The following is a 15,855-nucleotide window of genomic DNA, read 5'->3' as shown; positions in this document are numbered from 1 at the left end:
ACCCAAGATACTCCCGAGGTGTAATTCGCAGTCCATTGTATATACCGGGTTCCATCAACCCCCGGCTTTCTGGGAACAGGGACAAGTCTGCTACTGGCTCGTTCAACGTATACCAACTATAAGATTACAGAAAGTATAGCCGCTTCTAAAATCGTTGTCAATGCGCTGGCAGCGCCAGCCAGGAGCTGCCTACTCCAAATCTGCTCCGTTGCTGGCAATTGCCTTCTGGTACCAGTAGAAGCTCTTCTTCTTCTTCCGGTCAAGCGTTCCGTTTCCGTCATCGTCCTGGTCCACATAGATCACGCCGTAACGCTTGGACATCTCCGAAGTCGATGCGCTGATAATATCAATCGCCCCCCAGGCGGTGTAGCCCATGACTTCGACTCCGTCCAGAACCGCTTCCTTGACCTGAGTGATATGCTTGCGCAAATAATCGATCCGGTAATCATCCTGGATGGAACCATCCTCTTCGACCTTATCCTTCGCACCCAGCCCGTTCTCCACCACAAACAGCGGCAGCTGGTAACGGTCGTACAGCTCTTTCAATACAATCCGCAGGCCAACCGGATCAAGCTGCCAGCCCCACTCGGTAATCTTCAGGTTCGGATTCTTCACGGTGCTGAACAGATTGCCGCCGGTCACACCATATTTCTCAGGAGTAACTGTGGAAATAAGCGATGTATAGTAGCTGAAGGAGATGAAGTCCACCGTGTTCTCACGCAGCAGCAGCTCATCGCCAGGCTCAGTCACAAGCTGAATATGATTGTCGGCAAAATAACGCTTCATGAACGGAGGATAGCTTCCCCGCGCCTGCACATCGGTATGCATCAGATTGAGCTGATTATCAATCTGGGCCTGCAGCACATCCTCCGGATCGCTGGTCGCCGGATAATGGATCATGCGCGCGAGCATGCAGCCGATGCGGAATTCCGGATTAATCTCCCGCCCTTTGCGGGTCGCCAGACTGCTGGCCACGAATTGATGATGCAGCGCCTGATAGGACGCCTCCCGGATGTTATCCACCGTATCCTCTACTACCCCGCCTCCGGTGAACGGCTCGATGACGGTAGTATTGATCTCATTGAACGTCAGCCAATATTTCACTTTGTCCTTGTATCTTGTCATCACAGTCTCGGCATATTTCTCATAAAAAGCAATCACCGCACGGTTCCTCCAGCCCCCGTAATTCAGCACCAGCGACATCGGCATCTCATAGTGGGAGAGCGTAACCAGCGGTTCAATATCATATTTGTGCATCTCATCGAACATGTCGTCATAGAACTGCAGGCCCTTCTCGTTAGGCTCGGCATCATCCCCATTCGGGAAGATCCGTGACCAGTTGATCGACATCCTGAACACTTTGAAGCCCAGCTCGCCGAACAAGGCGATGTCCTCTTTGAACCGGTGATAGAAATCAATCCCGTACCGTTTCGGGTAGCCCTCCGCTGAGGCATGCTGCATTCCGCGCTCGATCGTTTCACTGGTGACATGCATCAGCTCTTTGAGGTTGGTGTAATCTTTTTTCTTATAGTATGGCACCATATCTGCCGTGGATAATCCTTTACCGTCTGCGTCAAAAGCGCCCTCTGCCTGGTTGGCGGCGATTGCTCCGCCCCATAGGAATCCATGTGGAAAAGTGGTCATTTTGTCATCTCCCATTGTTCGTTATAAAAAGGCAGGCCGTAACTGCGTGATGTTTGGACTTCCGGCCGCTGTTGTCTCCAGATGTTCTGAATTATACCGCTATTAGCGGATAACATCCGGAGACAAAGGCGGACGCTATCGCTCCTACAGTTCCAAACTTCCCTCCGTTACTAATAGCCTTTTGCTAGGATGAAGCGGATTCGAAGGTGACAAAATTCTAAGCCAACCCGATCGCTTCGTTCCGAAATCACTAAGCTCAAACTCAGGCTAAGACCGGAGCTGGCGCCTGGAAATAACTCAGGCTAAGCTCAACATTGAAGACCAAAAACTAAGATCCAAAACTAAAATCCAAATTATAGACCAAAAACTAAACCCAAAAACCAAAATCGAAAGTCCAAATCGAAGATCCAAGCTAATCCCCATAAAAGATCGAAGATACGACCAAACCTAAACCGGCAACCGAACCTTACAGCTCCGCCTTCAACACCGGCTCACCGAAAGCAACTTCGCCCAGCTTAAGCGGCAGAATCTGCTTGTAATCGGCCGTATTAGTAACGACCATAGCGGTCGTAATATCATAATTCTGGGCAATTTGCGCCAGATCGAAGGTAAGCAGCTTGTCGCCGGCCTGAATCGGATCACCGGCCTGCACATGCGCTTCGAAGAATTGGCCGCGAAGCTTCACGGTGTTGATCCCGACGTGGATCAGGAGTTCCATGCCGTCAGCGTTGCGGATAACCATAGCATGCTTGGTTTTGAAGACATTCATTACAGTACCGCTGACTGGAGATACGAGCTCGCCGACCGTAGGCACAAACGCAATGCCTTTACCCATCAGCTCATCGCCGAAGGTAGGGTCATTGACTTCTTTTAAGGGAATCGCCTTACCCGTCATTGGTGCATAAGCTGTGCTTTCTGCGGTAGCGGATGCCGGTTCTACCTCAACCTCTACCTGTGCCGGAGCTGCCGGGGTCACATCTGCCGGTTTAGCGGCGATACTGCCGGAAATCTGCTCCGCATCATCAGCCTCTTCCTGGAAACCAAGCAACACTGTAACAACCGCTGCAACTACAAAGGCAATGACCATCCCGCCAAAGGCGTACCAGAAGGTCTGTCCAACCAATCCCGGCAGACCCGGGATACCGCCGTTACCAGCCAGCGCATATGCCTTGGCACCGAACGCCAGCGCGAAGCCGCCGCCTGCCGCACTACCGATCATTGCCGCGATGAACGGCTTTTTGTATTTCATATTGACGCCATACATGGCCGGCTCAGTAACACCCATAAGTGCGGTGAAGCTGGTGGACAGGGCGACGGATTTCAGTTTCTTGTCTTTGGCCCGGAAGAATACGCCCAGAGTAGCGCCCGCCTGACCCATATTGGAGATGAAGGTCAGCGGCAGGAACTTATCGAAGCCGAGTGTAGCCAGGTTGCTGATAATAACCGGAACCAGTGCGTAGTGCATACCCGTCATAACAATCAGGGACATCGCCCCGCCAAGCACGATCCCGGAGATCAGGCCGCCTTCATTCAGCAGCCAGTTAATGCCGCCGGACAATCCGTCTCCGACGAAGGTTCCCAGAGGTCCAATTGCGATCAGCGTGACCGGAACCATCACCAGGAGGGAGATCAGCGGAACGAGCAGCAGCTTGAGAGACGGTATGATGAAGCGGTCTACTGTTTTTTCCACGTAAGAAAGGATCCAGATCGCGAGCAGAATTGGAATTACGGAAGATCCGTAGGAGACCGCTGTTACCGGAATACTGAGGAAGGATACGGGGTTACCGCTGGACAATAGTGCGCCCATATCCGGATACATCAGCGCCGCGCCGACACCAACTGCTATATACGGGTTACTGCCGAATTTACGCGCTGCACTGAAGGAGATCAGCATCGGCAGGAAGTAGAATACGCCATCGCCAATCGCAGACAGGATACGGTACGTGTCTGTTCCCGCTGACAGCCATTCCAGGGTCACGAATAGAGCGAGCAGTCCCTTCAGGATACCGGCAGCCGTGATTGCGGGCAGCATCGGTGCGAATACACCGGCGATTGTCTCAAAAATCTTCAGAATCACATTCTGCTTCTTCCCGTCCTCCTGCTTATTTCCTTCCGCTGTCTGCTTGAGCGCCGGGTACTCTTTAACCATTTCGTCGAATACCTTAGGCACATCATTGCCGATAATGACCTGGAATTGCTCACCCGAGATATTGGTGCCCATCACCATATCCAGCTTTTTGAGCGCGGCCTGATCCGCTTTATTGTTGTCCTTCAGCTCGAAGCGCAGACGCGTTACACAGTGGTACACCGACTTCACATTGGATACTCCGCCCACCGACTTGACGATTTGCTGTGCTGTTTCCTGGTGTTTCATTCGTCTTTCCCCCTAAATTGTAGGTAATAAAAAAACCCGAATGAACACGTGCATACGCGAAAGATACGCATGCCGGTTTTCATTCGGGTTTTGCCTGATTGAACAGTAACAAGCCCCTTGTTATTTGGTTTTCATCAGCCTCTCCAGATGCAGGGTCAGATAGAGCTGCTCGGAATGGGTCATGACGTACTCGTAGTTCTTCAGGATAAAAGATTCAATCTTGCGGATGCATTTGAAGGTGTCCGGATAATTCTTCTTAACCACCTTGTACAAATACTCCTCGGTATCGTCATGGCTGGTATGGGTGATGACCCGCTGGCAGAAATATTTGAGATGCGTAATGAATCTGAAATAGTTGACGCTGTCCTCGTCCAAATCCATGCCAAAATGATATTTGATAATGTTCATAATCTCCTGCAGCAGCTGCATCAGATGCGTCACATCGTTCATCGAATCATTGACTTCGGCATTGATGAAATGCAGCGCGATATTGCAGATCTCATCCTTGGGAAAATCAATCCCCAGCCGCTCCCGCAGAATCGTCAGTGCTTCCTTCGCCACATCGTACTCGGCTTTGTAGAAATGCTGTACCTCCCAGGATAACGGGTTGCGGACAATCTGCTCCCGCTCCATCCGCTGCACAGCGAAATGGATATGATCCGACAGCGATACATAAATCCCGTCACTGATCTGCTTATTCAGCTGCATGCGCGCCAGACTTACAATATCATCTGTCACTTGCAGGATTTCAACCGGCATTTCTGTAACAATCGCCTTGAAGCGCTCATAGATGGAGGAATCCTGAAGCCGGAAGACTTTCTCAATCCGCGCCTCGTCAATCGGGTCGCCCGCCCGGAACTGGAAACCGATACCCCGGCCGAGGATAAGCAGCTCCTGATCCTTATCATCCACGGTGCTGACGATATTATTGTTAAAAATCTGTTTGATTATCACTTTCGACCCACCTGCTTTTGAGGAATAAAAAAGGGCAAAACAACAACGGAAACGAATCAATCATTCCCATTGTGGTTTTGCCCGCATTACCGGTAACAAGCCTCGGAAACAATTTAACATATGCTGAAAACGGTGTCAACCGTAATTATCAGAAATCTGCTTTGCTAATTATGCCCATAGCAGTGCTCTTTTTATGAGTGGCAGGATTGTAGCAGTGCAGCGGTGTGACCTCAATGACTTCTGTGACTGTTGTGACTTCTGTGACAGTGAAACCATTGCATAGCCAATATAGTAATGGGGAGGGATTAACTGGTAAATTTTTCTTCATTCAAAGGAGTGTTACTTAGGTGCAGCTTAAGACAGGGGAACATGCAGGGATTTTTACCGGAAAACGTATTTCAGCCTGGTTTATCTTTGGCCTTATTATTCTGGAGATTATTTTCGCGATGACAGTGAACCTCCTTTTCTTTGAAAAGGGGACCTTCGATGGCATTAACCGGCTGACCCACGGGTGGATAAATGCCACGTTATGCGCAGGACTGCTCGGTCTCATGGTAATTGTCATTATTTATTTATGGGTAATGGTCCGGATTCCGCTGCGGGATCTGGGACTGAGACGGGAGAAGCTGCTGGCCGGATGCCTATGGACATTTGTGTTCTGGCTGGCTGTCAATGTAATGAGTGCCTGCATTAATCTCATTGCCGGTACAGCACTTACATGGAATCAGGACCTTGCCAACTTTCCGAATCTGTTTCTGGGCGCTTTACTCGGACAATTGTTCGGCAATGCCTTGCTGGAGGAGATTATCTTCCGCGGCTTCCTTTTTGTGCAGATTCATCATTGGTTGTCTGGAACGGGTAAGCCTTCTTCCCGCATAGTTAAGGCGATGCTCATCTCGCAAACGGTCTTTGCCCTCATGCATATCCCGAACCGGATTTACGGCGGTCTTCACGGAATGGAGTTTGTGTATGATTTTATCCAGCTGGTCATTCTCGGGATGCTGTTTGCACTCCTCTATGTCCTGACCCGGAATCTGTTCATCGTAGTGGGCGTCCACTCGCTGCTGAATGTGAATCTGGTGATCTGGTCTAACAGCTACGCTACCACTGCATCGCTTACCTGTATGGGCTTTGCTATCGGAATTCTTCTCCTGCTGCGGAGAAAGAAAGTACATAACCGGAAATCCGTGATACATTATTGACGTTTTAACTGTAAAAAAAGCAAGACCCTGTTTGCGGACTGAAGCTGCAGGGTCTTGCTTAATGGGTTCTAATTACCCGGGCGAACAGGCTCTAGTGCATTTATCTGGGATACCGCGTAAGTCAGCTCCGTTAACGCAGAACTCACATCAGCAATGATGAGCTGCATCTCTTCATAAGGAGGGACAAAGGTGATACCAAATTCAAAAGTATAGCTGTAAATCTTAGGCTTGGATGGGTCGCTTAAATGACGGCTGTAGGCATAATCCTGCGTCGTCCCGCTGGTATAATACAATTGGGCCGACTCTTCAACCTTATAGGACTTGCCTCGAACAGCTTGTAACGCTGAGTTCATCCGGTTCCCAAGTTCCCGTTCCAGTTTCTCATCCTGCGGCGTAATGTATTCTTTGTAGCTGTCCCTCATAAACTCAGTAGTTCCACGCATTCCGTCATACTGATGATTCAAGAAATTCTGGCCGGGGTCAGTGGTTTGGTTATTGTCATCCCCCCAGTTGTACATAATTTTCTCTCCAAAGCTGTGAATATCTACATAGAAGCGGATTTGCGGATACGTATCCAGAAGATACTTGATATTCTGCGATTCCGGCTCGGAGAATGGGGCTGGTCCAAGGTAAACCAGACTGTTTTTATCTGCTGAGGTACCGATTGTACTGCCCCACAAGAAATCAAAATTCCGGTTCAAATCAACGCCCATCGGTCTCCCGTTCTCATCAGGCCGGCGGTTCTTCCGCCACCAGAAGCCATTACCCGCCAGCTGATCATTCAATGAATCTTGACCATGGTTTTCCTGACAATACACCTTGCCATCCGGATTAACCTCCGGAAAGATAATCAGGTCTACAGATTCCAGCGCCTGCTTAATTTGTTCATAAGTAAAGCTTTTGTTCCCATACTGGATGGGCTGCCTGCTTGTATAGGCCTGGGTGAGCTTGGTTAACAAGTTAATGCAAATGTCAGAACCACCCCACTCGCGCGCATGCACATTACCAGTAATCAGAATGGCCGGTTTTACTCTGGCTTGTTGTCGGGCAGCACTGAGCTTAACCGCACGGCATGTCCGCCCCTCCCACGTCCGGTTAGGGAGAGTGATCAGCGAGACCAGCCCCGGGTTTTGCCGGCTAAGCTGCAGCAATGTATTATCGATTTCGTCCACAGTCATATAACCGCCCCGCACCGACTCAGCTGTGAAATTCGCGGCTTGGGATTCGGACTCTAACCGGTTTCCATGGTAAACCTCCTGTAGTCGCTGAGCAGGAATATCTGTAGCATCCAGCTCGATCTCCAGAGTGTAGCCCTCTTTCTTCAAGAGCTCCGCCTGTTCTGCAGACAGAATCCCGGAGACGGAATACTCTGCCTCTGTGATTTGCTTGGCACTGCTTCTTGCCAGATCCAGATTGTAATTCTCCAGCTCATGCAATTTTTCCAGCGATGAAGCATGAATAACCGCTTGTACTACTTTCACTTTTATCACCCTTTCTTCTGCTTCGGGTTCAATAATGAGGTGAAGGACCAGCATGATTGCTGGTCCTTCATACAGTTATCTCGACACTTCGGCAATCTTAACGGTTTTATGACTGCACTTGCTAACCGGCCGTTCCATATGGCCCTGGTCGTCTGTGCACCACGACTGCGACTGGAAGGCGAGGAACAGGCCGAGCCATTTGTCCTCCTGCTCGAAATGAATCACAATTCCGCCATCCTGCCAGATGCCGTCGTCTTTTCTGTATTGCTCAACGTTCCCTTGATTCATATGAATGTTGTGAATACCGCCCGGGAAAGGCTCACCGTATACATAAATTTCAGCTGTTTCATCCTTGATGGCACGTTGCAGATAAGCATCCAGCTTCTCATTCAGATCATTGTCAGGACCGTTTTCATTATATGGAAGTGCAACCATCTTGGAGGGGTCAAACAGTCCGCCACGGATGTAATCCAAAGCAATTTCACGGTTGGATTTACCGATTTTTGTAAAGCCATCGTTCAGCCCCTGCAAATGGGTGATTTGCTCCGAATGGAACTGATCACCGACCAGATATAACAGCTCCGAAGGAGTCTCTCTGGATTGAACGTTGATGGCTAATTTGTATTCTCTGCCGTCAGCCTTGACTACTGCATGATAATGCGGGGTGCTGTCACCTGTGGGTGGTGCAGGTATTCCTCTGATGATCTTTCCTTTTAACACTCCGTATGGATTCAGCGGCATAATAATCGCTCCTTTTTAGTGTGTAGTTTGTGTTGTATGTGCTTGCTTCAACCGCTCAAGTGCCCATTTGGTTTTGGACATATCCTGCTCGAGCAGCAGCTTAGCCTCTTTAAACAGAGTAATGAATTGTTGATGCTTGTCCGCTGCTTCGGCTTCGGTGGCGTTCTTTATTTTCATTGTTGCTTCAGCCATGCGCTCTGCCCCGAGGGTCCAGACTTCCAGGTGAACTTTCTCCTGTTCCCACTAACTTTTATATTTCTCGGACCGGATAGGACCCATCACCCGGGTATCTGCTATAGACTTGAAGACACTGCTATCTTTAAAAGGCTGCGGGGCCTTGTCCAGGATTAGCTGCCTCCATTGTCCCTCAGGCTTGTCTTCCAGAGCAATGTCAAAGTCTTTTGCCAGAGATAACGCTTGCTTCTTGTACCCCCACTCGACTTCAAGTTCGTATTCTGCAAGTGTAAATCCTTCCTGCACCGCTTGTTCCATAGCGCTACGCATATCCGGATAATCCCTGATCCGTCTCTTGTAGGTAAGCTCCCATTTCTCTTCCTTGAAACGGCTACGGACAATCTACCCTGTCTCATAAAGCTTCAACTCAGGCGTATCGAGCAGGTGAATTTGCATTTTGTCCTTGAGTTCAAAGGATAGCCCCGCTATCTTGGGAAGCAACTGTCCATCTCCCGCCAGCACCTGCTTAGGGTCAAGGAAAAGCTTGAATTCAAAGGACATTCCTTCGGGCATGATTGGACCTCCTTGTCAGGGTGCGGATTATGAATATGAGTTCAAATCCGGTTTATTGTTTCTCCAATACTCGGCCAGCAGCTCCGGTGCGGTCAGAAAGAGCAAGCCGTTACCTTCAGCTGCTTTGGAACTGCCCAGCGGCAAAGTACATCTGACAATCTGCGCATATAACTCATCTTCAGTTAACTTGCGGTTGAATTGGGATTCACTTTGATAATAGTTGAGCACAAGGGCTAATGCCCCAGCGACATGCGGAGAAGACATCGAGGTACCTGAAATTACTTTATAGGGTTCATTACGGTCAGGGACCAGATCAAGGGGATAACAGGACAGCACATTAACACCGGGGGCAGTCAGGTCTACCTCATTATTCTTCGTCAGGAGCTCGGCGTGCTCTCCGCTAAAATCAACCGCGCCTACAGAAGTGCATTCATTGTATGCTGCCGGGTAGCGTTTCTCATTCCGGTCACTGTTTCCAGCTGCGCAGACTACGATGATGCCTTCACCTACTGCCCGTTTAATAGCTTCATGCATGCCATCATGACCAGCTCCGGCAGAGAAGGACATATTGATGATTTGGACCTGCTGCTTAATGGCGTAATCAATCGCTTCTGCGATCCATTCCGGACGGCCGCTCCCTTTGCGGTTCAGTACCTTCAGAATCAGCAGATCCGCTTCCGGTGCGACTCCGACGACGCCCTTGTCGTTCTTGGTAGCAGCAATGGTTCCGGCCACATGGGTGCCGTGCCCATTGTAGTCCTTGTAGCTTTCTTTGGTGCCCCCGTCATCATCGGTGAAGTTCCAGCCCCCGGTAATCCTGTCCTTCAGATCCGGGTGGTCTTTGTCGCAGCCGGTATCCAGAACAGCAATTTTTACACCTTTGCCATATTTACCTTTCTCCCAAAAAGCCGGAGCCTGGATCATCTGCACCCCCTTGGGGATTTCTTTGATATGGCGCGTTACGTCATCGGCTTGAAAAGGCTGAAGCTCTACGGCATCGCTTGTGAGCGTACTTATTGCAGACATTGTGTAACCCCCACTCTGTTTTAATTATTATAAGACGGCTTATACACACTGAAATCGATCCGGTCAGCCAATTCAGGGAGATCAATAAAGGGATTCCGGTTGCCCTGGATTGCAAAGATCTCCTGATTTCTGTGCTTTTCGTATTTCAGGTTGGGCGGGAAGTCCTTATGCCATTTCAGGAGTACATTTATGTCTTGCTTTTTGACGTGCTTTGATTCAATACCTTTCGGATAGCGGAGAATGAAATAGAGCATTGCTCTCGCTACCACGCCTTTGGCGTACTCAGGTTCGAATTCGCCGTCAAGCGCCCCGTCACCACCGACACCTTTGCCGCATTCTCCCCGCACTGTATCTGTTCTGAACTCATCGGGATTGTAGTCGGCAAAATCGACATATCTTTTATTTCCTCTGAATGAGTTGCATTTTTCTTCACAATAGAACAAATGATGTAAGTCACCACGCATCGGCTCAACTTCATTAAACCAGGATTGCGGAACCACATGCTCAACGTTTAGTATATGTCCGGTAGAACTTACGCCACCCGCAGCAACAACCATAGCTGCATCTTCCTCAATAACCTTATGTGGTTCGGCTTCTTTGCCGGAATAAATGCTTCGCAGAAGTCCGTCGTCGTGCAGGTCTACTGAGGTTTTCAGATAATCGTCACTTTTGTTGTAACGGACCTTCTCAGTATGTGTCTCCTCCAGCAACTGGGTTAATGCTTTGAACAATACCTTTCCATCCGGTTCATTCCGGTTCAAACGGGCATAATACTGTTCCACTTTGGCCTTATCCCTGACAGCGTCATAATACGCATTGGCATCGGCACTGAATCTCTCCAGATTGGCATCCAGCGTTTGCAGCTTGCTTGCTGTACTTGACTGATCATTTGAACGAATTGAAGTCCCCATAGTTAACATCTCCTTGTAGTTTAGAAATCAAATGCATCGACGACCTCATAGCCCAGCCCTGCCCCTTGACCCCTCCACGCTCAAGCCTGTATCACCTGAAGCGTTGCTCACCCCTAACTGTTTATATTTTCTCTGGTACCTCCAAAAGGAACGGAGCTATTATGTGAAAACGTTCACTCGATGATACTTACTTTTATTTACATATTTGTTTTTTATCATTATCTATTTATGTATTTAATCAGAATGACCGTGTATAAAAGACCATAATTTTCATGCTGTACTCTTCACACCCCTTATGACGTCTCTGCTTGAATATAATGGATTTTATAAAAATTCAAATTAGTGAAAGTATATGGACGTTGTATTTTCCGGCACACTAGCCAGCTAAAGGAGACATGACATGAAACTCAAAGAAACCACGAATGAGATCCCCGCTAACCTTGATCCAAGACTGCAGCGGGTCATTGCTTTCAATCAAAGTGAACACAAAGAGGCTCATCCGCATTTGTTCAACGCAGAATCAGCGGAGACAGCAGATGCCCGTGAAATCGCGGTTATCGCTAAGGTAAAGGATATTGAGGCGTGGAAAAACCTGTCCGGAGTCCGGCAAATTGCCGACCTGGGCAGCGTGCCTGAGGAGCAGAAGAATGTACGGCTCGTCACCGCCCGGATTGCCGCAGACCAAATTGAGCAGATCCGCAAATCACCGGCCGTAATGAGCTTGAAGGCATCACAATTGTTAAAGCCCCAGCTCTTTAAGACCATTGAAGAAACTAAAGCCCGGGCGGATTTGCTGAATCAAAATACTAAAAGCAACGGCGGGAAAGGCGTCGTCATCGGGATTGTAGATGATGGATGTGACTTTACCCATAAGAACTTCATCCATTCAGACGGGACAAGCCGGATTCTCAGCTACTGGGATCAGACGGCCATTGCCTCTAGTGACACTGAGTTTGGATATGGCAAGGTGTACTCGCAAGAGCAGTTAAGCCGTGCTCTGCAAACAGATGCTCCGTTCGCGGCGTTACACCTTCCTGATCCTAAAGATGATATTGAAGATTGGCACGGAACCCACGTTATGGATACTGCTGCGGGCAACGGTAACGGAACCAACACACCCGGTCCTGCTCCTCAGGCAGATATCGTATTTGTGCAATTGAATGCCGAGGATGTTCCATGGTCGGGACCTGACGCGGTAAAAGGGGATTTCGGGAGTTCAGTGCATCTGCTGGAGGCTCTGCAATACATCTATAAGCTCGCCGGAGACCGGCCGTGTGTCACCAATATAAGCCTGGGCACCAATGGCGGCCCGCATGACGGCACTTCTCTGGTTGAGGTCGGATTCGATACACTCCTAAGTGCTGCTAACAATCGGGCCATCGTATTGGCTGCCAGCAACTCTTATACTGACGGCATACACGCCAGTGGCACAATCCGCCAGAATGAGGTGAAGGATCTCAGCTGGATCGTGGAAAAATCAGACCGTACTTCTAATGAAATCGAGCTTTGGTACGATGCAGAAGATGAATTCTCCTGCCAGTTAATCACCCCGGATGGGCAGAACCTCGGTGAGGTTAAGCTCGGTACGACTCACCAGGCGGTCGGGAACCGGAATGAAATCCTGATCTTCATCTCCCACCGGAAACAAGATCCGAACAACGGTGACAATGTCATCAATATCTTCATGGAGAGAGGTTTACCGGCCGGTGCATGGACACTTAGACTGCGCGGAGAGAAGATCCGGTCAGGGAAATATCATGCCTGGATTGAACGGGATGATTTTGGCCAATCCCATTTCGAGGAACCGCTGGATAATACCCATACCCTCGGTTCAATCTGCTGCGGCAAAAAAACGGTCGTTGTCGGTTCATACAGCGCCAAAGAAGCAGGCACACCACTTTCCTTCTTCTCCAGCGCCGGCCCGACACGGGACGGAAGACAAAAGCCCGAGATCAGCGCACCTGGAGGAAATGAAACCCAAGATGAACCTGTGAAATTCAAAGTTATGGCCGCTAAATCGGGATCAATAGATGGTGTTACTCCTATGATGGGCACCAGCATGGCGGCCCCGGCAGTAACCGGTATTATTGCCCTGATGCTCGCAGAAGCGTTGGCCCACGGCATTTCTTTATCCAGTGAAGAAATCCACGAGATTCTCCGCAAATCCGCAAGACCTATGTCGGGCAGCTGGCATGACCGTTATGGCTTTGGACGCATTGATGCTGCTAAAGCCGTTCAATTAGTCGGCGAATTAACGCCTGTCCATTAAGCTCATCCGCAAAGGAGCCAACAACATTGGTTGGCTCCTGTTGTACATAGGACTCTTATGTAAAATGAATGTAATACAGAGTTAAACATTGAGCATATCCTTCTACCGCACGACATCGTGTGGTATCTTTGAAGTAGATACAGTTGCAACATCATACATGAAGCTATTTTCAGATACTTAGGCAAAGGAGAGTCAGCATTATATGAAGAGTATCGCTGTTTTTTGCGGTTCGAATGATGGAGCTTCGCCCGTATACAAGGAGTATGCTGTTGCTCTGGGCAAAGAGCTGGCTGCACGGGGCATCACACTGGTCTATGGCGGAGCCACTGTCGGCCTGATGGGCGCGATTGCTGATGCCGTAATGCAGGCGGGGGGACGTGTGATCGGGGTTCTGCCCCATTTTCTCAAAAAAAGAGAAATCGAGCACACCCGTCTGACCGAACTGATTATGGTGGACTCCATGCACGAACGGAAGCTGAAGATGTCTGAGCTTGCCGACGGATTCATTGCCATGCCGGGCGGGCCGGGCACGATGGAGGAGTATTTCGAGATTTTCACGTGGGCGCAGCTCGGTCTGCACCAGAAGCCCTGCGGGCTGCTGAACGTCAACGGTTATTACGATCCGCTGATTGCCCTGTTTGGCAACATGGTCCAGGAGAAGTTCATGCAGGAGAAACAGCATTCCATCATGCTGAACGATACGACTGCGGAGGGAATTCTGCAGCAATTGGCTGATTATAGTCCGCCTCCGGTGAAGAAATATCTTACGGATGAGCGGACTTGATTGACACATATTGTGATTGAGCATAGTAAACCCCCTGCGAGAGCCTCTCTGCAGGGGGTTTGTTCTACCGTTTCATATACCGGGTAAGCGCCGCTGTCTGAATCTCAAGCGCCCTGTCAATACCCAGCGCCTTAATCTGGGCTACATAATCATCGAAGCTGTCCAGCGGCTCAATGCCAAAAATAATTTTCAGGGACATCTCATCCACAAGCGTCGTCACATCCAGCATGATGGCGGAGAACTCGGTGCTCTCCTTCTCCGTCTTGGAGATTTGCGGAAGCATGGTGTTCCTGGCATCAGTGTCCGACCAGATCTGCACCGCCTCCTTCTGTTCCGGCAGGAAATAGTATTGCTCCAGATACCGGACATCCTGGACGAATGGCCCGAAGTAGCTGGCACGGGTATACATGGCAAGGGCTTGCGACGGAGCCAGCTTATCCGGGTTATGCATAATCAGATCCGTATATTTCGGGTAACCGTCCTTCATGGCATAGCTTGTGCCTTCCATTCCGAAGTTGAAGAGCAGATGTCCCTCAGGGCTGTAGCCGTAATCCAGCATCCGGACGGCTTCCTCCACATTCCTGCTGCCGCTTGAGATCGCTACGCCTCCGCTGCCCATATAAGCGTTAGCCCTTTGACCAAACTTCGGCTTCTCTCCCTTATGCAGAACCGGATAAGGTGCCGGAACAAACTTCGCCTCCGGCCACAGGTCCTTGATTGCAGGCTGCCACATGCCTATTCCGGCTCCGGCATTCCATATACTGGCCCCGCTTCTGCCGGAGATCATATTGGCATCGAGCGTCTTCGTATCCACGGTCGCGATATTTTTATCAATCAGGCCCTCTGCATACCAGTTCCGGAATAAGGCCAAAAAAGATTTATAGCCGGGCTCGACGGGTCCATACTTCACTTCTCCCTGGTCAAGATAGAATCCCTTCTTAATCCCGTAGGCGCCAACGAAAGCACCGCTCTCAATTCCGAATAACGGATTCGGCACTCCCAGGAATGTAAGCGGGGCGGCAACCCCCTTCTTGTCCTTGAACGCCCTCAGCACCGTATGCCAGTCATCAATGGTAGCCGGGACCGGGAGATTCAGTTCATCCAGCCAGTCCTGGCGGATAATCGGCCCCTGGTAGGTAAGCAGCGGATCATCTCCCTGGATGAACGGGAAGACATAATAGCTGCCATTGTCCGTCTTCACCTGCTTGTCGATCTCCGGATGCTGGCTCAAATACCGCCGCAGGTTAGGCGCATACTTCTCGATTGCATCATTCAGCCGCAGAATATATCCGTCGCTGATCGCCTTCTCGGGGCCGCCCGGGAAGCTGGCCCATTCATATTCCAGCATATCCGGCAGTTCACCTGAAGCCAGCAGGACATTGATCGCCTCCTTGGCCTGATTCGCCGGAGGCTGGATGAAGTCCAGCTTCACCCCGGTGCGGCGCTGCCATTCCTGGAAGAAGGGCACCTCCTGGAAGGTAGGCTTAATGTTCCCGGCGTTGCCGTTCAGCTCCGCCCAATAGGTCAGCGTCTTGTCCGTCTGTAACGGATAACCGTCTGCTCCGGGAAGGACCTCCGCTGCTGACGGCGGTGGTACCTGCTGCGTCTGATCTGCCTGTGGACTCCATTCCCTGCAGGATGTCAACAGCATCAGACTCAGAAGCAACAGTAGGACAGACTTGCTACTTCTCTTGATCCGCATTGGTTAATCCCCCGTCCGCT

14 protein-coding genes are annotated in these 15,855 nt (G+C 50.0%); 3 read left to right on the top strand and 11 right to left on the bottom strand.

Annotated elements, in window-relative coordinates:
• Window positions 1-189: 189 nt before the first annotated feature.
• The 3 genes from GC101_RS20925 to licT all read right to left on the bottom strand — a co-directional run bounded on the left by GC101_RS20925 (window position 190) and on the right by licT (window position 4,972).
• Window positions 190-1,644: a glycoside hydrolase family 1 protein gene (locus GC101_RS20925; RefSeq protein WP_171718829.1), complete on the bottom strand. Its 1,455-nt coding sequence runs from the start codon at window positions 1,642-1,644 to the stop codon at window positions 190-192.
• Window positions 1,645-2,110: 466 nt separating this feature from the next.
• Window positions 2,111-4,018 carry a beta-glucoside-specific PTS transporter subunit IIABC gene (locus GC101_RS20920; RefSeq protein ID WP_171718828.1) on the bottom strand — a complete coding sequence of 636 codons (1,908 nt, stop codon included), beginning with the start codon at window positions 4,016-4,018 and terminating at the stop codon, window positions 2,111-2,113.
• 120 nt (window positions 4,019-4,138) lie between these two features.
• Window positions 4,139-4,972, bottom strand: coding sequence for a BglG family transcription antiterminator LicT (gene licT / locus GC101_RS20915; protein WP_171718827.1), 834 nt, complete (start codon window positions 4,970-4,972; stop codon window positions 4,139-4,141).
• Window positions 4,973-5,319: 347 nt separating this feature from the next.
• Between licT and GC101_RS36780 the strand changes: the two genes are divergently transcribed.
• Window positions 5,320-6,174 (top strand): CPBP family glutamic-type intramembrane protease, encoded by an 855-nt coding sequence (locus tag GC101_RS36780; RefSeq protein ID WP_171718826.1) that lies wholly within the window; start codon window positions 5,320-5,322, stop codon window positions 6,172-6,174.
• 68 nt (window positions 6,175-6,242) lie between these two features.
• Here GC101_RS36780 and GC101_RS20905 read toward each other — a convergent pair whose 3' ends face one another.
• The 7 genes from GC101_RS20905 to GC101_RS20875 all read right to left on the bottom strand — a co-directional run bounded on the left by GC101_RS20905 (window position 6,243) and on the right by GC101_RS20875 (window position 11,080).
• The gene (locus tag GC101_RS20905) at window positions 6,243-7,655 is read right to left on the bottom strand and encodes a M14 family zinc carboxypeptidase (protein ID WP_343049786.1); all 1,413 of its coding nucleotides are present in this window, start codon (window positions 7,653-7,655) and stop codon (window positions 6,243-6,245) included.
• Window positions 7,656-7,730: 75 nt separating this feature from the next.
• A complete protein-coding gene (locus tag GC101_RS20900; protein ID WP_171718824.1) occupies window positions 7,731-8,396 on the bottom strand; it encodes a YukJ family protein in 666 nt (221 codons plus the stop codon).
• Window positions 8,397-8,411: 15 nt separating this feature from the next.
• Window positions 8,412-8,588, bottom strand: coding sequence for a hypothetical protein (locus GC101_RS20895; RefSeq protein WP_171718823.1), 177 nt, complete (start codon window positions 8,586-8,588; stop codon window positions 8,412-8,414).
• 51 nt (window positions 8,589-8,639) lie between these two features.
• The gene (locus GC101_RS20890; protein WP_171718822.1) at window positions 8,640-8,900 is read right to left on the bottom strand and encodes a hypothetical protein; all 261 of its coding nucleotides are present in this window, start codon (window positions 8,898-8,900) and stop codon (window positions 8,640-8,642) included.
• Window positions 8,901-8,972: 72 nt separating this feature from the next.
• On the bottom strand, window positions 8,973-9,143 hold the full coding sequence (locus GC101_RS20885) for a hypothetical protein (RefSeq protein WP_171718821.1): 171 nt from the start codon (window positions 9,141-9,143) through the stop codon (window positions 8,973-8,975).
• 27 nt (window positions 9,144-9,170) lie between these two features.
• Window positions 9,171-10,169, bottom strand: a complete 999-nt coding sequence (locus GC101_RS20880; RefSeq protein WP_171718820.1) for a S8 family peptidase — start codon at window positions 10,167-10,169, stop codon at window positions 9,171-9,173.
• Between the two features lie 20 nt (window positions 10,170-10,189).
• On the bottom strand, window positions 10,190-11,080 hold the full coding sequence (locus GC101_RS20875; RefSeq protein WP_171718819.1) for an endonuclease I family protein: 891 nt from the start codon (window positions 11,078-11,080) through the stop codon (window positions 10,190-10,192).
• A 400-nt stretch (window positions 11,081-11,480) separates the two neighbouring features.
• Between GC101_RS20875 and GC101_RS20870 the strand changes: the two genes are divergently transcribed.
• The gene (locus GC101_RS20870) at window positions 11,481-13,349 is read left to right on the top strand and encodes a S8 family peptidase (RefSeq protein WP_171718818.1); all 1,869 of its coding nucleotides are present in this window, start codon (window positions 11,481-11,483) and stop codon (window positions 13,347-13,349) included.
• A gap of 202 nt (window positions 13,350-13,551) precedes the next feature.
• Window positions 13,552-14,133, top strand: coding sequence for an LOG family protein (locus tag GC101_RS20865; protein ID WP_171718817.1), 582 nt, complete (start codon window positions 13,552-13,554; stop codon window positions 14,131-14,133).
• 64 nt (window positions 14,134-14,197) lie between these two features.
• Here the strand turns inward: GC101_RS20865 and GC101_RS20860 are convergent, their stop codons facing one another.
• Window positions 14,198-15,835 carry an extracellular solute-binding protein gene (locus tag GC101_RS20860; protein WP_171718816.1) on the bottom strand — a complete coding sequence of 546 codons (1,638 nt, stop codon included), beginning with the start codon at window positions 15,833-15,835 and terminating at the stop codon, window positions 14,198-14,200.
• Between the last annotated feature and the right edge of the window lie 20 nt (window positions 15,836-15,855).

It is taken from the genome of Paenibacillus phytohabitans, assembly GCF_013141775.1.
Taxonomy (GTDB): domain Bacteria; phylum Bacillota; class Bacilli; order Paenibacillales; family Paenibacillaceae; genus Paenibacillus_AQ; species Paenibacillus_AQ phytohabitans.
The sequence above is the reverse complement of the archived record's forward strand: the minus strand, read 5'-3'. Positions and strand labels throughout refer to the sequence as shown.